The following is a 19,324-nucleotide window of genomic DNA, read 5'->3' as shown; positions in this document are numbered from 1 at the left end:
AAAAGCACTTATTTATTGCTTAACAAGTGCTTTTTGATATTGATTTACTGAAGCTGATATTCAGTTAAATCAATAATTTGATGACAATAATGCTCAATCAGATGATGATCATGACTTACTATGACTAAAGTACAATTGTGAATACGACATTGTTCTATCAATAAATCTAAGGTTTCTTTCTGAGTAATAGGATCTAATCGAGAAGTCACTTCATCCGCAAATAAAAGCACAGGTTCAAATAATAAAGCTCGTAGAATTGCCACTCGCTGTAATTCTCCGCCAGATACATTATTTGCAGTTCTAGCCAATAAATCCTGTTCTAACTTAAGCTGCTTTAATAAATAAGGAATTTTACTTCTATCTAAACCATGCTTATCAATTACATCATCTAACAATATCTGTAAACTTACGCTTTGAGCAAATGCTGCTGGAGGATCTTGGTATAGTTTTAATACTTGTTGACGTTTTGGTTTAAAATTCCAAGAAATTTCACCGCACTTTGGCTTTAATAAGCCACATAAGGCATCACCTAAAGAACTTTTTCCGATACCACTATCGCCAATTAATCCTAATACTTCACCTTTTCTTAATTGAAAATTTAAATCCTTAAATAAAGTTCTCTCTCCTCTTCCTAGGCTTAAATCCTTTGCTGTCACTAACATCTCAGAGACAACTTCTTGTTTAACTTGCTTTTGCCAATTATGAGGAGAAGCCGCCATCAATTGCTGAGCATACTCAGATTGAGGATTTTTTAAAACTTGCTGAGCATTTCCTTGCTCTAATAAAATCCCTTTCTTCATCACCATAATCGAACCACCAAGTTGTTCGGCGACATCAATATCATGGGTGATAGTGAGTAACGTTCCACCTTGATTCACAATATCTTGCAATAATTGAATCACAATACGTTTATTTTTTTCATCTAAACCTTTAGTTGGTTCATCAGCAATCACCATAATAGCGCCACCTGATGTAGCAGCTGCAAAAGAGGCTCGTTGTGCCATTCCTCCTGAAAGTTGATGAGGAAAATATTTCATAAACTTAGCTAATCCAAGTGCGGTTAGTTTCTCCTTAGTTTTTTGCGAAGAAAGCCCATTGTTAAGTTGACCTACTAAAGAAAAACTTTCCCATACTTGGTTAAATATATTCATCGTTGGATCTAATGAACGAACGGGTTCTTGAGGCAACATCGCCATGCATTTTCCCCAATTTTGTCGTCCTAATTTCTGATTTATTAAATCCTGATGTATATGAATTTGCCCTTTAATTATTAATCCATCAGGTAAGCATCCCATGATCGCCTGTGCTAATAAACTCTTACCTGAACCAGTTTCTCCTAATATGGTTAAACATTGCCCCTGTTGTAATCTTATATTAATGGGCTCAACCAAGCATAATCCCGATCTTGTATAAACAGACAGAGATTGTGTTTCAATTAAAATAGTCATTATTTCACTCTCCCTGAAATTAATTGAAAACTTAATACAAGCAAGAATACGACAGCTATCGGTTGTAAAAAGATCCAAGGTGCTTCGTGATAATAAGGAAATAATTCCGTCATCATCAAGCCTAGTTCGGGTGTAGGTGGACGTAAACCAACATTCACAAATCCTAATGTCGCTAACGCCAACACTGCATTTCCTGCAGAAAATGCACTTAAGGTTAAAATGACAGGAGCCAATTTAGGAAAAAAATGACGTTTAAAACAATACCATAGCCCCATTCCCATTAAACGAGAAGATTGAATTTCTATACTTGATGACAAAGTTCTGCTAATGGCACGAATCATTCTGAAAAACTCTACCCACATCACTAATGAGATACCGAGATAAAGTGACCAAAATGAACCAGGAGCAATAGCCGCAAATAGCAATATAAAGAGTAAGCCTGGTAATGCCATGATGACATCACTTATAAATGAGAAAACACGATCAACTAAACCACCGAGATAACCAGCTAAAATACCGCACAATAACCCAAAAAATAACGAACAGCCAACTGACATCACGACTAAAGAAAAAGATAGTCGAATTGCAGAAGCAAGGCGAGCAAACATATCTCGACCAAAATGATCGGTTCCTAACCAATAAACTGCGGTAGGTTTTTGCAAAATTTTATTAAAATTTTGGAATGCTTCATCCATAGGATAAAAATACGGCTGCAAATAAGCGATAGCTAATAAAAAAATTAATAAAAAACTACCGCACTTTTGAGCAAAAGAAAGTTTCTTTAACATTATGCTGCCCCTTCTGAATGATGATTAATTCGGGGATCAATCCAACTACTTAACATATCAACCAACATATTTAAAATAATAAAAAGAGCGCCCATGATTAGTGCAGTACCTTGAATCATCGGTACATCTCTGGCAATGACTGCATGTACTAATGCATGCCCACTGCCTGGCCAAGCAAAAAGACTTTCAACAATAACCACACCCTCTATTAAATAAATTAATTGTACTGAATGGTAAGTAATAATCGGAATTGCCACATTACGTAGCCCATGCCGTACAAAACTTTGTTGTTGATTAAGACCTTTAAGGTAAGAAAATTGATAATATTCAGATTGTTGCACAGCAACCATCGCATTACGGCTGATACGAACAGAAACAGCACTTAATCCTAACGCTAAAGTTAATGCTGGTAACAAAAAATGTTGCCAACTTCCATACCCCGCAGCAGGAAGCCATTTTAAATTGACTGCGAATAGACTGATAAGTCCTATACCAATAATAAATGCTGGGACTGAACGTAAGAACGTACTAAGTACTAAGGTTAATCGGTCAAATATCCCATTTGGACGTTGAGCAGCTAATAATCCCAATGGTGGGCCGATTAAAATGCCTAAAATCAAAGCTACTACAGCTAAACTTAATGTATGCATAAATTGATGAACGATTAATGCCCATACAGTTTCGCCTGAAACTAATGACTTACCAAGATTCAACTGAATCAAATCAGTAAACCAATTAAAATAACTTTGCCACCAACTTTGATCTAAACTCAGTTCTCTTCGTACAAGCGTTGCTGCTGCACTATCTGTCTGATCATAACCATAACGACTTGCTGCGATACGAAATGCCATGTCCCCTGGCAAGCTTCTTGTCAAAATAAAGGTCAGTGTTCCCACTGACCAAATCATTAAAAAGAGTTGCCCAATACGCTTAGAAAGCAATTTAACCATATATTTCTACCAAGACAATTTATTTAATTTGAAATTACGTTCAAAAGGATCTAATTCCAATCCTTTTAATGCTTTATTTGAAACTGCATTTGTTTGATAGAATGACACTGCTGTAATTGGTTTTTGCTGATAAATAATTTCTGCAGCTTTAGCTTTTAATTTACGTTGCTCAGCCTCATCTGAAGTTTTTTGCAATGCTTCAAGTGTTTCGGTAAACGTATTATCAGACCAATTCATCACGCCCCAATCAGCGCCTTGAGGTGCAAAATCTTGTAATAACATAGCAGTTGGATCTGGCAACATACCATAGTAACGAGAATATAATGCCATTTCTAAAGAGCCATCTTGATGACCCGCAGGAATTTCAGAAAAATTGCCTACTGAAACGATCATATCCACACCAATTTGCTTCCATTGGTTTTGTAATGCAGTAGCAATAATCGGTAATTCTGGGCGATCAGAGAAAGTACGCAGCGTAAATTGGAAAGGTTTTCCATCTTTAACTAACATACCATTTGCATCTTGTTCAAAGCCTAAATTAATTAAACGAGATTTAATTGCAGGATAATCTGGTTTTGTGTGCGCTACATTTAGATGCCAATCCGCAAATGCTGGAGGTAAAATTTGTTCCGCTTCTCCACTTTCCATTCTAAGTACCGATTTGACAATGCCTTCACGATCAATCGCATCACTCAATGCTTGACGAACAGCCACATCTGCAAACAAAGGATTTTTTACATTCACTTTATATTGAATAGTACGAGCAACAGGCTTCACCTGAATAGTTAAATTATCATCTGAGGAAAGACGGCTTAAACTCGCAGGATCTAAATTAAATACTAAATAATTAGGTTTACTTTGTGCTAATAAGCTACGAGTTTCACTACGGCTATTGGCTAAATAGGAAACTTGCTTAATTTTAGCTTTATCCCCCCAATAATCATTGAATGCTGTTTGTTCAATTTTTTGTGGCGGCTCAATTTTTAGAACTCTATAAGGCCCGGTACCAATCACCTCAGAAATTTCGCCATTTTTAACCGCACTTTTAGCAAAAATCATAGTTGTTGCATGAGATAAATAAGCAGGAAAAATCACTAATGGTTTATCTAAAGTAAATTGAACGTGCTGCTCATCTAATGCTTTAATCTCCTTAATCATCGCATTTTTTAAAGGTGTTGGCTTAGTTAACGCAATAGTTAAACTATTAACCACATCTTCAGCAGTTAAAATTGATCCATCATGAAATTTAACATTAGGGCGTAAAGTGAAAACCCATTGATCTGATGTTGGATTAGCCGTCCAACTTTCAGCTAAACCAGCTAATAGATGTCCATCTTTATCTACATCAACTAAAGTTTCAGCTAATTGTAAACGTTGAAAGATATAACCAGATTTACTTGGATCCACCGATGTAATTTCCCAAGGAGTGACCACAATTAAAGGTTTATTCTGTTTATCTGCATTTGAAGCTGATTTATCACTTAATTCTTCTGAAGAAAAGTTAAGCATAAAAAAGATTACCGCTAAAATAATAATCAGTAATAATATTATTTTTTTCATAAAATAAAGATTCCTTTTCATTGGTATAAAATAAGCCAATTTATATAACTTATACTTTTTATTTGGTTGCTAATTTAGCATAACTAGAAATAATTTTCATTGTTATTTTTCACTAAAAATTAAGTTTCACAATATTGATTATTAGTATGTTAATTTCGGCAAAATAAACTCATTTTAGCCAATCGATAAATAAGACTCGTTTCAGAATAAAAATATGACTAATTATTCTCTGTTAATAAAGCTACTATATATATTTTTATATCTCATGATTTGTTTTTCATTTAAAAAAATGATTGATTTTTAATAATTATCTAAATAAAAACCTAAAATTATTAGTTTTTTAAATAATCTATAGCAAAGACTCTAAAAAGTTACTTTTTTGAGTTAGATCACAAAATAGTCATTCTTATCCTTTAAATAATAAAAAAGAGTTAGTAATTGAATCTTTTAATGGCAAAATAAACATACCTAATGAAGCATTTGAGATTAAAACGTGCTTTTACCTTTTTACTTTTATTATTTATTATTGGAGAAAATATCGTGCAAACTGTTAATGTCGATATCGCAATCGTAGGTGCGGGTGGCGGTGGCTTACGTGCTGCAATCGCAGCAGCTCAAGCCAATCCAAACTTAAAGATTGCATTAATTTCTAAAGTTTATCCAATGCGTAGCCATACTGTTGCAGCAGAAGGTGGTGCCGCTGCAGTAATCAAAGAAGAAGATTCATATGATAAACACTTCCAAGATACTGTTGCTGGTGGCGATTGGTTATGTGAACAAGATGTTGTTGAATATTTTGTACAACATTCGCCTGTTGAGATGACGCAATTGGAGCGTTGGGGATGTCCTTGGTCTCGTAAAGAAGATGGTGATGTCAATGTACGTCGTTTCGGCGGAATGAAAATCGAACGTACATGGTTCGCTGCAGATAAAACTGGCTTCCACTTATTACACACTTTATTCCAAACATCTATTCAATTCCCACAAATTCAACGTTTTGATGAACACTTCGTATTAGACATCTTAACGGACGACGGGCACGCTCGTGGTGTAGTCGCAATGAATATGATGGAAGGAACATTAGTTCAAATCAATGCTAACGCAGTTGTCATTGCAACTGGTGGTGGTTGTCGTGCATTCAAATTCAATACCAATGGTGGTATTGTAACTGGTGATGGACTATCAATGGCTTATCGTCATGGTGTTCCTCTTCGTGATATGGAGTTTGTTCAATATCACCCTACAGGTTTACCAAATACAGGTATCTTAATGACTGAAGGCTGTCGTGGTGAAGGTGGTATCTTAGTCAATAAAGATGGCTATCGTTATCTACAAGACTACGGCCTAGGCCCTGAAACACCAGTAGGAAAACCTCAAAACAAATATATGGAACTTGGTCCTCGTGACAAAGTATCACAAGCTTTCTGGCAAGAATGGAAAAAAGGCAGAACATTAAAAACGGCTAAAGGCGTTGATATCGTTCACTTAGATTTACGTCATTTAGGTGAAAAATACTTACACGAACGTTTGCCATTTATCTGTGAATTAGCACAAGCTTATGAAGGTGTAAATCCAGTTAATGAACCAATTCCTGTACGCCCAGTTGTTCACTATACCATGGGCGGTATCGAAATAGACTTTAATAGTGAAACTCGTATTAAAGGTCTATTTGCAGTGGGTGAATGTGCTTCTTCAGGTTTACATGGTGCGAACCGTTTGGGTTCTAACTCATTAGCTGAATTAGTTGTGTTAGGCCGTGTTGCAGGTGAATATGCAGCACAACGTGCAGTTGAAGTACAAAATGTAAATCAAGCTGCTATTGATGCTCAAGCACAAGATGTTATTCGTCGCTTAGAAGACCTATTTAACCAAGAAGGTACTGAAAACTGGGCTGACATCCGTGAAGAAATGGGTGTTGCAATGGAAGAAGGCTGTGGTATTTATCGTGACCAAGAAAGTATGCAAGGTGCCGTGGATAAAATAGCGGAATTAAAAGAGCGTTATAAACGTATTCGTATTCAAGACCGTTCAAGTGTATTCAATACAAACGTATTATATACTGTTGAATTAGGTTACATCTTAGATGTTGCTCAAGCAATTGCGAACTCTGCTATCGAGCGTAAAGAATCTCGTGGTGCTCACCAACGCTTAGACTATGTAGAACGTGATGATACAAATTATTTGAAACACACATTAGCATTCTATAACGAAAATAGTGCGCCAAGCATTGATTACAGCCCTGTGAAAATTACTAAATCACAACCAGCAAAACGTGTATATGGTGCTGAAGCTGATGCCGCTGAAGCAGCAGCGAAAGCTAAGGAGAACGCAAATGGCTAATCAAGCAATGATGAACGTTGAAGTATTGCGTTATAACCCAGAAGTAGATAAAGAACCATACTTACGCACTTACCAAGTGCCTTATGATAATCAAACTTCTTTATTAGATGCACTAGGTTATATCAAAGATAGACTAGATCCTGAACTTGCATACCGTTGGTCTTGTCGTATGGCTATCTGTGGTTCATGCGGTATGATGGTTAATAATATTCCTAAATTAGCATGTAAAACTTTCTTACGTGACTATAGTGGTCATATGCGTATTGAACCATTAGCTAATTTCCCTATTGAACGTGACTTAATCGTTGATTTAAGCCACTTTATTGAAAGTTTAGAAGCTATCAAACCATATATCATTGGTAACAAGATGCCTGAACTTGATGGTCAACCTCATCCATCAGCAGAATTAGCAAAAAGCCGTACCAAACAAACCCCAAAACAATTAGAGAAATATCGTCAATTCTCTATGTGTATTAACTGTGGTTTATGCTATGCTGCTTGCCCTCAATTCGGTTTAAACCCAGAGTTTGTTGGTCCTGCTGCATTAACTATGGCTCACCGTTATAACTTAGATAACCGCGATCATGGTAAAGCAGAACGTATGCCTATCATCAATGGTGAAAACGGTGTTTGGTCTTGTACATTCGTTGGTGCATGTTCAGAAGTTTGTCCTAAACATGTAAATCCAGCTGCGGCTATCAACCAAGGCAAATTAGAAAGTGCAAAAGACTATCTAATTTCAATGCTTAAACCAAAAGCGTAGTAGGAGGCATATTATGACAACTGAAACTAAACGTAACAAATATGTACGTCCAATGACAGCGACTTGGTGGAAAAGCTGGGATTTCTATAAATTCTATATGGTACGTGAATCAAGTGCTATTCCTACTGTATGGTTCTGCCTTGTATTACTTTATGGTGTATTCTGTTTAACCTCTGAAAATGGTTTTGTAGAAAACTTTATTCCTTTCTTACAAAATCCATTAGTTGTAATCTTAAACTTAATTTCACTAGCCTTATTACTAGTGCATGCATTCACATTGTTCCAAATGACAGGCGAAGTAATGTCTGGATCCACAGGTATTAAATCTGAAGTGATCCAAAAATTATTAAAAATTGCATTTGCAGCAGTCTCTGTAATCGCATTAGTATTAGCATTTATCTAGGGAGCAAGACAATGGTTGATCAAAATCCAAAACGTTCAAATGAGCCACCAGTATGGTTAATGTTCAGTGCTGGCGGTATGGTGAGTGGGCTTGCATTCCCAGTATTAATCCTTATTATTGGTATTCTATTACCATTTGGCATTATTTCCCCAGATAATATTATTGCATTTGCTCATCACTGGTTTGGTAAATTAGTAATTCTTGTACTTACTATTTTCCCAATGTGGGCTGGCTTACACCGTGTTCATCATGGTATGCACGACATTAAAGTGCATGTTAATAATGGTGGACTAATTTTCTACGGTTTGGCTGCCTTATATAGTTTTATTGTATTATTCGCAGTCATCGCTATTTAAGCCACATATTTAAAAATAAAGGTCTTCTTTTATGAAGACCTTTTTTAATACTTGTAGATATAAAAAGTGCGGTAGATTTTCAAAAAATTTCAACCGCACTTTAACTTTATATAACTAAAAAATAACCTCACACAGTTTTAATTCTATTTTACCTCTACAGGTTTGATAATCTCACTAGGATAACAGCCTAGAATTTTCAAATAGGTGGTATATTGTTTCAATTCTTCTATTGCAACAAGGGTATCTTGATGATTAATATTTGCTTCTATTTCTAAATAGAACATCTCTTCCCAAGGTTTACCATAAATTGGACGAGATTCTAATTTTGTCATCTTAATTTGATGATTTTTAAATACAGATAAGGCATCAACTAATGAACCTGCTTCTTGTGCTGTGGTCATTAATAATAATGTTTTGGTATGAATCTGAGGTGATACAGCTACTGCATTACGAGAAATCACAATAAATCGAGTAATATTATTATCTTGGTTCGCAATATTCGATCTCAACACGCTTAAACCATATAAATGACCACCATCTTCATTACCTAATGCTGCAATATTTGGCTTATTTAAGCTAGAAACTAAATGCATAGCATGTGAACTACTTTCACAGTATTCAATATGTACACGCTCTAAACTACGAATAAACTGACTACATTGCTGAATCACTTGTGGATGACTATATAAAGTGTCAATTTGACTTAAATCTACTTGACTACTAGTAAGAACACAATGTTTAATCGGATACGCAAGTTCTCCAACAAGGGATAACTCTGTATTCTGCAAGAGATCATAGACTTCATTAATTGAACCTGAAGTAGTATTTTCTAAAGGAAGTACGCCATAATCTGCTTCGCCATTACTTACTTTTTCAAAAACCTGATCAAAGCTACTACAGCTTAGTTCAATAAGTTGTTCTTGATAACGAGTCGCATAGCTTCGTGCGGCTAAATGAGAATAAGAACCTCGTTTACCAAGAAATGCAATATGAAGGCTTTGTTCTCTTTGCTGATTAAGTTTTTTCTGCAAATAAACTTGTTGAGTAAGAACAGAATCTTCGATAATACGTTGGAAAATTTGAGTAATATATTGTGGTTCTAATTGATAATTCTGATTTTCAGCATAGTTTATCAATTCTTGTAGCAATTGTTGTTCACGTACTTTATCACGTAATGGTTTTTGTATAATTTCTTTGCTACGAACAACATCAAATGCAAGTCGATGACGTTCTGACAATAGCTTTAACAAACTGCGATCAATTTGCGTAATTTGCTGACGAATTTCAGTAAGATCAAGTGCCATAAATATTCCCTAAAACTAATAAAGGCGTGTAGTTGATAAACTTAACACACCCTTATTACATTGTAAGAGGATAAAGATGATTTCTCAAGCTTAATAATTCTTTTAAATCAGTATATTAGTATTAATAAGTAAATTTTTATACTTTACAACCGCACTTTTCATAAAAACTATAGCTTCTCTTTAAAGCGCTAAATATAAAATTTCCATTACTGCTTGATGATCTATTGATTCATGCTCACCTAAAAGAGGTTGGCGGTGCTCGGATAATTTTCTGATAATTTCAGGGAATAAGCTATCATCAATACCATAATCAGAAAATCTCGTTTTTACTCCCATTAATTCAAAGAAGGCACGAATTTTCTGAATGGTCAATTCAGTGGCTATATTTATGTCATTGCCTCGATAATCTAATACACGCTGCGCAAATTGGATAAGCTTCTCACGCTTAGCTTGCTTTTGGTGCTGCATAATAGCAGGTACAATAATCGCTAATGTTTGACCGTGATCTAAACCATATAATGCGGTTAATTCATGTCCTATAGCATGAGATGTCCAATCTTGAGGAACTCCCGTACTCAGAATCTTATTTAATGCCATAGTTGCAGCCCACATAATATTCGCTCTAGCATCATAATTTTCAGGCTCATCCAATAATTTAGGACCATCTTCCATTAATGTACAAAAAACGCCTTCCGCAAATCTATCAGGAATCTTTGCATCCACAGGATAAGTCATATATTGTTCGAACGTATGCACAAAAGCATCTACTACACCATTAGCAGTTTGTTTTTGAGGGAGAGAATAAGTCACTGAAGGATCTAAAATAGCAAATTTAGGTTTAACTAAATCAGAATAAAGAGATAATTTATCTTTAGTTTCACGACGGCTTACAACAAAATTACCATTCATTTCAGAACCTGTTGCTGGAATCGTCATAACAGTACCTATAGGCAGCGCTCTAATAATCTCTTGTTTTTTATAAAGAATATCTAACGCATCGCCTGAATAAGTAGCAGCCGAGGCAATAAATTTGCAACCATCTAAAACCGAGCCACCACCAACGGCTAAAATAAAATCAATATTCTCTTGTTTAACAATTTGAACCGCTCTATTTAAAGTTTCAAACTCAGGATTCGGTTCAATACCTGGAAATTCTATATAAAAATAGTCTTGTAATGCATGAATAACTTGAGCATACACACCATTCTTTTTGATACTACCGCCCCCATAAACAAGCAAAATACGATTTTGTTTTGAAAGATATTTAGGAATGGCTTGAATTTGACCTTTACCAAATTCAACAGCAGTAGGAATATGAAAAGTAAAATTAAACATGATTAACCTCTATAAAACTGCGGTCAATTTTTTCAAAATTTGTAGAAAAACACAAATGTGAATAATTAGAAAACATAAATAGTAAAAAAGCTATACTTTTAAGAGTATAGCTTTTTCTATATTTAAGTAATTAGATTAATACTTGAGAAGGTACAGCATAACCTTGAGGAACAGTTCCCTTATCATCAAAGGTGACAAATTCCCAAGCTTCTTGATTAGCTAATAAGGCACGTAATAACTTATTATTTAATCCATGTCCAGACTTATATGCTTTGAAATCACCTAAAATATTATGGCCACTCATAAATAAATCACCAATAGCATCTAACATTTTATGGCGAACTAATTCATCTTTAAAACGTAAGCCATCTTCATTTAATACTCGATAATTATCTAAGACGATAGCATTGTCCAAACTACCGCCTAATGCTAAACCTTGGGATTGTAAATATTCAATATCTTTCATAAATGCAAATGTTCTTGCACGACTAATTTGTTGAACAAATTTTTGTGCAGAAAAATCTAAGGCATAAGTACTTAAATTCTTATTAAGTGCTGGGTGATTAAAATCAATAGTGAAATTCAAGCGGAAACCATTATAAGGTGAAATTTCTGCCCATTTATCACCATCTTCAACACGCACTTTTTGTTTTACACGAATAAATTTCTTCGCTGCGTCTTGTTCTTCGATACCTGCATCTAATAAAAGGTATACAAATGGGCTTGCACTACCATCCATAATAGGAATTTCTGGTGCATCCACTTCAATAATAAGATTATCTAAACCTAAACCTGCTAATGCAGCATTTAAATGTTCAACAGTTGAAATACGAACACCTTGATCATTAACTAAAGCAGTACAAAGCATTGTATCACGCACTGATGTTGCATCCGCAGGAAAATACACTGGCGGATTAAGATCGGTACGACAATAAACAATACCTGTATTTACCGGTGCAGGGCGTAAATTTAGGGTAACTTTATTACCACTATGTAATCCAACCCCAGTCACTTTAGTGCCTTGTTTTAATGTTCTTTGTTTAATCATATTCATTATTTCTCAATTTATTGCCTAAGCAAAAAGTCTTTATAGACTTGTTATTTACTATCACCACGTAAAAACGCAGGTTTAAATAGCTCATTGCTACCTAACGAAGTCGGTCGCGCAGGTTGCTCTGAATGAACTGGTTGTTGATTTGGAGCAGTTTGCGTACCTTGATTAAAAGCTGCTGTACCTGATGAAACATTTGTCACTGGTCGTTGTGGTGCCAATGGAGCAGCAGGATCATCAATATCACCAATACCTGTAGCTACAATTGTAACACGAATTTCATCTGACATCTCAGGAATTAATGTTGTACCTACAACAACGGTAGCCTCATCAGAAGCAAAGGCTCTAATAGTATCACCTACAGCATAAAATTCATCTAGTCCTAAATCCATGCCAGCGGTAATATTAACTAACACACCTTTTGCACCAGATAAATCAACATCCTCTAAAAGAGGACTTGCTACAGCATCTTGGGCTGCTTTTTCAGCTCGACCATCGCTTGCTGCACCTTGTGCAATACCGGCGCCCATCATTGCTCGCCCCATTTCAGACATTACTGTACGAACATCTGCAAAGTCTACATTTATTAAGCCTGGAGAGGTAATCATATCTGAAATACCTGTCACTGCATTACGTAAAATATCATTAACAGCAGAGAATGCTTGTACTAAGCTTACTGATTTGCCTAATACTTTTAATAGTTTTTCATTTGGAATGATAATTAATGAGTCTACATACTTAGACAACTCTTTAATACCAAGTTCCGCAAATGCCATACGTTTTTTACCTTCAAACGAGAAAGGCTTAGTCACAACAGCGACAGTCAAAATACCTAAATCTTTTGCCACTTGAGCAACTATAGGCGCAGCACCAGTACCTGTACCGCCGCCCATACCCGCTGCGATAAATACCATATCGGCACCTTCTAACATTGAACGGATAGCTTCTTGGTCATCTTCAGCTGCTTTACGCCCTACATTTGGGTTAGCTCCCGCACCTAGACCTTTTGTTGTTGCTGCACCAATTTGAACCGTTTGTTGTACAACACTTTTACGTAATGCTTGAGCATCAGTATTCACTGCATAGAAAATAATTTCACCATGTTCATCACTCGCTATTGAATTTTCACCAACAAGCGTACCGCCATTATGAATCATATTATTAACCATGTGATTGACAGCATTACCACCGCCGCCACCAACGCCAACAACTTTAATCAGTGTTCGACCGATTTCATCGTCAAACCCATATTCTACTGGTTCAAACATTTGTATTCTCCGTCAATGCTAGATACTCTAACACTTAATAACTATAAAATTCTCTCTATTGTAGATTAAAAATTCAAATTCTCAAAATTCTGACTTCACTTTATTTGCAAAAATTTTAATTTTTCCAAAAATAGACCCTAAAACACCACTATCTGAACCAGAACCACCAAAGATAGGTGTGCTCTCCTCTTCGTTATAATGACTATATTGTAATAAACCTAACACTGTTGCATACTGTGGCTTATTAACATAATCAGTTAATCCTGAAATATTAAGCGGATAACCTACGCGCACATGCGAACCAAAAATTTCTGTTGCACACTTACTAATGTCTTCCATTTGTGAACTACCGCCTGTAAGCACAATACCAGCAATAAGATCTTGCTTAATACCTTTCATCGTCAATTCATTGCGTAATTGAATTAATTCATGTTCAACTACTTGTAATAAATCACCGTAACAACGAGAAGTTACCTCTACAATTTGGGCTTTAGTAAAAGTACGAGGAGCGCCCCCTCCCAAACCTGCCACCTCAATTTTTTTCTTAGCAAATTGTTCTTTCAATTCGACAGATGGCATAATCGCACTACCATAATTAATTTTTATGCTTTCAGCTTCATTACGTGATGTAGTTAAACTTTGTGCAACATAATCAGTAATTGTATTACCACCATAAGGAATAACTCGACTAAAACGCAGTGCACCATTGGTATATACCATAATATCCATTGAGCCACCACCAAAATCAATCAAGCACACACCTAAATCTTTTTCATCTTCAGTTAAAACTGAATACGTAGATGCCAAACCCGAAAATACAACTTGATCAACCTTTAATCCACAAGTTTCAACAGCTTTTTGTAGATTACTCACCCAAGACTGATGACAAGCAATTAAATGAGCTTGAGCTTTTAATCTAACTCCCTGTAAACCTAATGGATTTTTAATATTTTGTTGTTTATCGACCGCATATTCCTGTGGAATAACATGTAATAATGATAATCCCTCTGGCAATTTTACTGAACTTGCCGTATGCATAGCCTGATCAATTTCATCTTGGCTAACCTCACCATCTGCAATAGGGACGAAACCACTTTCATTCAGACTTTGAATATGTTCTCCAGTGATAGCAAGAGTGACTGACATAATTTGACAGTCTGCCACAGATTCTGCTGCTTCAATTGCACGCTGAATTGAATTAACAACCGCTGCTAAATCTGTAATACTACCTTTATCTATACCTTTTGATGGGCAACTACCTACTCCAAGTACATTCACTACCCCATCAGGTAACACTTCACCGACGACAGCAACAACTTTAGAAGTACCAACTTCCAATCCTACAATAGTTTTTGATTCCACGATTTTTGCCATTTTTATAACTTCACAGTTTTAATTTTTATTTAGACTACATTAGTTTACATCAGAAAAATGTACTGCTGCACCTACTTTATATCTTAAATCAATATAAATAATTTTTTTATTTTCTGGTACTTCAATTTGTGGGTAAATTGTCATAAAGCGATCAATCTTAGATTTCCACTCTCCACGCCCTAATTTTAATGTAATATCATTTTCAACAACAATTTCCCAGGAACCTCTCTCATCAATTGAAACCGCTTTTAAGGTAATTCCTTTTGATTTTAAATCATTAAAAATTTGCTGCCACGCATCTAATACAATTAAACTCTGATAATCAGGTCCATATAAATGAGGCATATTATCATTTTTTAATTTATCTTTGGGCAACTTAAAAACGACGCCATCCGCTGAAACAAAATGGTCTTCGTTCCAATAAGCTACTGGCGTATATTCTGCAACGAGAATGCTTAATCTATCAGGCCAAATTTTACGAACTACAGAACCTTTTATCCAAGGCATTGACTGAATTTGTTCGCGAATGACATTTACATCTTGTCCAAAAAAGCCCTTAAGCTCTCCCATTTTTAAAATCATCTCTCGAATATCGGAATTCGTCGTATATTGAGGTGTTCCCAGTAATGCAAAAGAACTAATTGGCTTACTGTCTAATTTTTCCAGCCAGTTTTGCCAATTAAAATACGTAAAATAGAGTAGACCAACGCATAATAGCACAAGTAAAGGCTTAACTTGCAAAAAAACTCTGAGTTTCTGCTCATTAATTTTTAAATTTCTTTGTGGCGTTTTGCGTTTTACAACAGACATTAAACACTAAGCTCCAAAATTTTTGCCACTAATTGTTCAAAAGAATAACCAACCACTCTTGCTGATTTAGGGAATAGGCTATGGCTTGTCATACCTGGTGTTGTATTCACCTCAACAAGACGGAATTCACCTTTAGCATCAGTCATTACATCAATACGACTCCAACCACGGCAACCAACAACATCATAAGCACGTTTAACTAGCTTTTGTAATTCTTCTTCACGTTCTTTACTCATCGGGGCTGGACAAACATATTGCGTATTATCTGAAATATATTTTGCATCGTAATCGTAGAACTCACCCTCAGGGATAATTTGCACCGCTGGCAATACTTGGTCATCCAATACAGGTACAGTCATTTCAATACCACTTAACCACTCTTCAATTAAAATGGTATCATCATGAGTTAAAGCCAAATCTACCGCAGCCTCTAGTTCTTCCACTGCATTCACTTTTGTTAAGCCCACACTCGATCCTTCACGTGAAGGTTTTACCATTAATGGTAGTCCTAAATGTTCGACAATCCGCTCTGGATTTAGTTCTAAGCGAGTATCCCGTGTTACAATCTCCATGTCTGCAATAGGTAAACCAAAACCTTTCCATAACATTTTAGTACGCATTTTATCCATGGTTAAGGCTGATGTCATTACTCCACAACCCGTATAGGGTAATCCAATTTGCTCTAATACACCTTGAATCACGCCATCTTCACCACCACGTCCATGCAAAATATTAAATGCACGATCAAAACCTTGTTTTTTTAGATCTGCAACAGAGTATTCCTTAGGATCAATTGGATAAGCATCATAGCCTTGACTACGTAATGCATTTAGAACAGCATTACCAGAATTAAGAGAAATATCACGTTCTGCTGATGTGCCACCTAACAATACAGCAATTTTTTGTTCTTTTAATGGTTTCATTTTATTCTTTTCACTCTCAGTTGAGTCTAATTCAAGATAGATTATTTTTGACTTCAAAAGTGCGGTCAAAAATTAAAAAATTTTTAGTTATTTTCCGTTGACCATAATTCCACAAGTTGGCGAGATAATTTACTCACATTACCTGCACCTTGTGCTAATACTAAATCACCGTCTTGAAGTATTTGCTCCATAATTTCAGGTAATTGTGCGGTATCGGTAACTAAAATTGGATCTACTTTTCCTAAATTACGGATTGAACGACATAAGGAACGGCTGTCTGCTCCAGCAATTGGCATCTCACCAGCAGCATATACATCTAACATAATCAATGCATCAACTTGTGATAACACTTGTACAAAATCATCAAATAGATCTCTTGTACGGGTATAGCGATGAGGTTGAAAAATCATCACTATACGCTTATTCTCCCAACCTTGACGTGCAGCCTGAATAGTTACATTAACTTCAGTTGGATGATGACCATAATCATCAACTAACATAACTTTACCACAAGAACGGCTAAATACACCTAGTTGATCAAAACGACGTCCAGCACCTTGGAAATCAGCTAATGCGGCCAAAATAGCCTCATTACTAATCCCTTCTTCTTTAGCTACCGCTAATGCTGCTGTTGCGTTTAAAGCATTATGTTTACCAGGGACATTCAATAATACATCAATACGTTCATTGCTTGGAGTAATCACCGTATACTGCCCTTGAAAGCCTGTTTGCTGATAATTTTCAATACGATAGTCAGCATTCTCAGCAAAACCATAAGTAATAACAGGACGGCCAATTTGTGGCATTAACTCAGCCAATACAGGATCATCTGCACAAATAACAGCTAAGCCATAAAAAGGTAAATTATGTAAAAAATTTACATAAGTCTGTTTCATTTCTTCAAAGCTACCATGATAAGTATCCATATGATCAGGTTCAATATTAGTCACTACTGATACCATTGGTTGCAAATGTAAAAATGAAGCATCGCTTTCATCTGCTTCGGCAATTAAATAACGGCTAGCACCTAAATGAGCATTAGTTCCAACCGATTTAACCAAACCACCATTTACAAAAGTGGGATCAAGACCTGCCTGAGCATATACCATAGAAATCATTGCTGTAGTCGTCGTTTTTCCATGTGTGCCTGCCACCGCAATTCCATGACGAAAACGCATAAGCTCTGCTAACATTTGTGCACGTTGAATCACAGGAATACGATTTTCTTTTGCCGCCACAAGTTCTGGGTTATCTTGATGAATTGCACTCGATACAACAACTACACTCGCACCATTCACATTTTCAGCTTGATGCCCAATAAAAATTTTAGCGCCTGCTCGTGCAAGGCGTTGCGTTACTAGCCCATCAGAAATATCTGAGCCCGAAATCTGATAACCTTCGTTTAATAAAATTTCAGCAATACCGCTCATTCCCGCACCACCAATACCGATAAAATGAATTTGTTTAACTCGGCGCATTTCAGGAATAATTTTTCGAACTGTTTCTTGGAAATCTTTCATTCTTATGGTCTCTTTCATTTCTTATTCATGGACAAAATGATTTGTCATCATCTTATTTATAATTTTTAATTTGCGTTTTCAATAATCACTTCGGCTACACGTTGTGCTGCTAAAGGTGCTGACATTGATTTTGATTTAATCGCCATTGAAAGTAATTTCTCACGATCTAATTCATTAACTAGATCCACAATTACATCAGCATTTAATTCAGATTGCTGAACAATTTTTGCCGCACCAACATCCGCTAAATATTTAGCATTCAAATATTGTTGTTGATCTTTATGTTGAAATGGTACAAAAATTGCTGGTGTCCCTACAGCGGCTAATTCACAAACGGTCAATGCACCAGAACGACAAATAACAATATCAGCCCAAGCATAGGCTTCTGCTATATTGTCAATAAACTCTGTAATTTTTACGTTTTCACTTAACGCATTTTTTTGCTGATACAGTGCCGTAATATTTTCTACAGAACCGGCTCCCACTTGATGATGAACTTCCAGCTTTTCACCTAAACGGGCAACAACTTCAGGTAAGGTTAAATTTAATACTCTCGCACCCTGGCTACCACCGACAACAAGCAAACGTAATTTACCAAAACGTCCCGCAAAACGCTGCTCAGGACTCGCAATAGTGAAAAAATCTTGGCGAACAGGATTCCCCACAACTTCTGCATTTGGAAATGCTGTAGGAAAAGCTTGTAATACACGTTTGGCAATTTTAGATAACCAAACATTGGTTAATCCTGCCACGGCATTTTGCTCATGTAAAATTACAGGAACACCACAAAGTTTAGCGGCAATACCACCTGGACCAGAGACGTATCCCCCCATCCCAAGTACAGCATCAGGCTTTTGTTTTTGGATAATTTTACGTGCTTGCATTATAGCACGACAAATCGCAAAAGGTGCGGTTAATAAGGCCTTAATTCCTTTACCTCTTAAGCCTGAAATTTGGATAAATTCAATAGGGATGCCATGTTTAGGAACAAGTTGTGCTTCCATCCTATCTTTTGTACCTAACCAACAAATCTCCCAACCTTGTTGTTGTAGATATTGTGCCACTGCGATTGCAGGAAATACATGTCCGCCAGTTCCCCCTGCCATTACTAATAATTTTTTTGCCACATTA

The 19,324-nt window shown here is 36.1% G+C and carries 17 protein-coding genes; 4 read left to right on the top strand and 13 right to left on the bottom strand.

Annotated features, from left to right (window positions below; all coding sequences use genetic code 11):
* Nucleotides 1-44: 44 nt before the first annotated feature.
* From BN1226_RS07240 to BN1226_RS07225, 4 genes are read right to left on the bottom strand one after another with little or no spacing between them, the layout of a single operon-like run.
* Nucleotides 45-1,448 carry an ABC transporter ATP-binding protein gene (locus BN1226_RS07240; RefSeq protein WP_044470625.1) on the bottom strand — a complete coding sequence of 468 codons (1,404 nt, stop codon included), beginning with the start codon at nt 1,446-1,448 and terminating at the stop codon, nt 45-47.
* Nucleotides 1,448-2,236: an ABC transporter permease gene (locus BN1226_RS07235; RefSeq protein WP_044470624.1), complete on the bottom strand. Its 789-nt coding sequence runs from the start codon at nt 2,234-2,236 to the stop codon at nt 1,448-1,450. The genes BN1226_RS07240 and BN1226_RS07235 overlap by 1 nt, the downstream gene beginning before the upstream one ends.
* Nucleotides 2,236-3,186: an ABC transporter permease gene (locus BN1226_RS07230; protein WP_044470623.1), complete on the bottom strand. Its 951-nt coding sequence runs from the start codon at nt 3,184-3,186 to the stop codon at nt 2,236-2,238. Before BN1226_RS07230 ends, BN1226_RS07235 begins: the two co-directional genes overlap by 1 nt.
* Before the next feature lie 6 nt (nt 3,187-3,192).
* Entirely contained in the window at nt 3,193-4,746 is a 1,554-nt protein-coding gene (locus tag BN1226_RS07225; RefSeq protein WP_052506690.1) for an ABC transporter substrate-binding protein, read from the bottom strand.
* Between the two features lie 540 nt (nt 4,747-5,286).
* On the opposite strand from BN1226_RS07225, the gene frdA reads away from it, so the two are divergent.
* Genes frdA through frdD form a run of 4 tightly spaced genes read left to right on the top strand, consistent with a single transcriptional unit; the run spans nt 5,287 to nt 8,608 of the window.
* Nucleotides 5,287-7,086, top strand: a complete 1,800-nt coding sequence (gene frdA / locus BN1226_RS07220; RefSeq protein WP_044470807.1) for a fumarate reductase (quinol) flavoprotein subunit — start codon at nt 5,287-5,289, stop codon at nt 7,084-7,086.
* Nucleotides 7,079-7,849, top strand: coding sequence for a succinate dehydrogenase/fumarate reductase iron-sulfur subunit (locus tag BN1226_RS07215; RefSeq protein ID WP_005761586.1), 771 nt, complete (start codon nt 7,079-7,081; stop codon nt 7,847-7,849). The genes frdA and BN1226_RS07215 overlap by 8 nt, the downstream gene beginning before the upstream one ends.
* Before the next feature lie 10 nt (nt 7,850-7,859).
* Nucleotides 7,860-8,252, top strand: a complete 393-nt coding sequence (gene frdC / locus BN1226_RS07210) for a fumarate reductase subunit FrdC (protein ID WP_081484411.1) — start codon at nt 7,860-7,862, stop codon at nt 8,250-8,252.
* An 11-nt stretch (nt 8,253-8,263) separates the two neighbouring features.
* Nucleotides 8,264-8,608, top strand: a complete 345-nt coding sequence (gene frdD / locus BN1226_RS07205) for a fumarate reductase subunit FrdD (RefSeq protein ID WP_044470622.1) — start codon at nt 8,264-8,266, stop codon at nt 8,606-8,608.
* A 143-nt stretch (nt 8,609-8,751) separates the two neighbouring features.
* On the opposite strand, the gene BN1226_RS07200 is transcribed toward frdD, so the two are convergent.
* The 9 genes from BN1226_RS07200 to murG form a co-directional block, all read right to left on the bottom strand.
* Entirely contained in the window at nt 8,752-9,912 is a 1,161-nt protein-coding gene (locus BN1226_RS07200; protein ID WP_044470621.1) for a chorismate mutase, read from the bottom strand.
* A 180-nt stretch (nt 9,913-10,092) separates the two neighbouring features.
* Nucleotides 10,093-11,247 carry an iron-containing alcohol dehydrogenase gene (locus tag BN1226_RS07195; RefSeq protein WP_044470620.1) on the bottom strand — a complete coding sequence of 385 codons (1,155 nt, stop codon included), beginning with the start codon at nt 11,245-11,247 and terminating at the stop codon, nt 10,093-10,095.
* A 130-nt stretch (nt 11,248-11,377) separates the two neighbouring features.
* A complete protein-coding gene (lpxC, locus tag BN1226_RS07190; RefSeq protein ID WP_044470806.1) occupies nt 11,378-12,295 on the bottom strand; it encodes a UDP-3-O-acyl-N-acetylglucosamine deacetylase in 918 nt (305 codons plus the stop codon).
* A gap of 50 nt (nt 12,296-12,345) precedes the next feature.
* Nucleotides 12,346-13,566, bottom strand: coding sequence for a cell division protein FtsZ (ftsZ, locus tag BN1226_RS07185; protein WP_044470619.1), 1,221 nt, complete (start codon nt 13,564-13,566; stop codon nt 12,346-12,348).
* An 81-nt stretch (nt 13,567-13,647) separates the two neighbouring features.
* Nucleotides 13,648-14,940: a cell division protein FtsA gene (gene ftsA / locus BN1226_RS07180; protein WP_044470618.1), complete on the bottom strand. Its 1,293-nt coding sequence runs from the start codon at nt 14,938-14,940 to the stop codon at nt 13,648-13,650.
* Nucleotides 14,941-14,979: 39 nt separating this feature from the next.
* Nucleotides 14,980-15,750: a cell division protein FtsQ/DivIB gene (locus BN1226_RS07175; RefSeq protein WP_044470617.1), complete on the bottom strand. Its 771-nt coding sequence runs from the start codon at nt 15,748-15,750 to the stop codon at nt 14,980-14,982.
* Nucleotides 15,750-16,673 (bottom strand): D-alanine--D-alanine ligase, encoded by a 924-nt coding sequence (locus BN1226_RS07170; RefSeq protein WP_044470616.1) that lies wholly within the window; start codon nt 16,671-16,673, stop codon nt 15,750-15,752. The genes BN1226_RS07175 and BN1226_RS07170 overlap by 1 nt, the downstream gene beginning before the upstream one ends.
* An 83-nt stretch (nt 16,674-16,756) precedes the next feature.
* Entirely contained in the window at nt 16,757-18,193 is a 1,437-nt protein-coding gene (murC, locus tag BN1226_RS07165; RefSeq protein ID WP_044470615.1) for a UDP-N-acetylmuramate--L-alanine ligase, read from the bottom strand.
* Nucleotides 18,194-18,258: 65 nt separating this feature from the next.
* Nucleotides 18,259-19,320, bottom strand: a complete 1,062-nt coding sequence (murG, locus tag BN1226_RS07160) for an undecaprenyldiphospho-muramoylpentapeptide beta-N-acetylglucosaminyltransferase (RefSeq protein ID WP_077065001.1) — start codon at nt 19,318-19,320, stop codon at nt 18,259-18,261.
* Nucleotides 19,321-19,324: the final 4 nt, after the last annotated feature.

Origin of the sequence: Mannheimia massilioguelmaensis, from assembly GCF_000940515.1 — a bacterium.
GTDB lineage: Bacteria > Pseudomonadota > Gammaproteobacteria > Enterobacterales > Pasteurellaceae > Basfia > Basfia bettyae.
This window is presented reverse-complemented; position numbering and strand designations above follow the sequence as displayed.

Coding starts and splice junctions, on each gene's coding strand:
- BN1226_RS07240 (WP_044470625.1), bottom strand. CDS start 1,448: ATGACTATTTTAATTGAAACACAATCTCTGTCTGTTTATACAAGATCG.
- BN1226_RS07235 (WP_044470624.1), bottom strand. CDS start 2,236: ATGTTAAAGAAACTTTCTTTTGCTCAAAAGTGCGGTAGTTTTTTATTA.
- BN1226_RS07230 (WP_044470623.1), bottom strand. CDS start 3,186: ATGGTTAAATTGCTTTCTAAGCGTATTGGGCAACTCTTTTTAATGATT.
- BN1226_RS07225 (WP_052506690.1), bottom strand. CDS start 4,746: ATGAAAAAAATAATATTATTACTGATTATTATTTTAGCGGTAATCTTT.
- BN1226_RS07215 (WP_005761586.1), top strand. CDS start 7,079: ATGGCTAATCAAGCAATGATGAACGTTGAAGTATTGCGTTATAACCCA.
- frdD (WP_044470622.1), top strand. CDS start 8,264: ATGGTTGATCAAAATCCAAAACGTTCAAATGAGCCACCAGTATGGTTA.
- BN1226_RS07200 (WP_044470621.1), bottom strand. CDS start 9,912: ATGGCACTTGATCTTACTGAAATTCGTCAGCAAATTACGCAAATTGAT.
- BN1226_RS07195 (WP_044470620.1), bottom strand. CDS start 11,247: ATGTTTAATTTTACTTTTCATATTCCTACTGCTGTTGAATTTGGTAAA.
- lpxC (WP_044470806.1), bottom strand. CDS start 12,295: ATGATTAAACAAAGAACATTAAAACAAGGCACTAAAGTGACTGGGGTT.
- ftsZ (WP_044470619.1), bottom strand. CDS start 13,566: ATGTTTGAACCAGTAGAATATGGGTTTGACGATGAAATCGGTCGAACA.
- ftsA (WP_044470618.1), bottom strand. CDS start 14,940: ATGGCAAAAATCGTGGAATCAAAAACTATTGTAGGATTGGAAGTTGGT.
- BN1226_RS07175 (WP_044470617.1), bottom strand. CDS start 15,750: ATGTCTGTTGTAAAACGCAAAACGCCACAAAGAAATTTAAAAATTAAT.
- BN1226_RS07170 (WP_044470616.1), bottom strand. CDS start 16,673: ATGAAACCATTAAAAGAACAAAAAATTGCTGTATTGTTAGGTGGCACA.
- murC (WP_044470615.1), bottom strand. CDS start 18,193: ATGAAAGATTTCCAAGAAACAGTTCGAAAAATTATTCCTGAAATGCGC.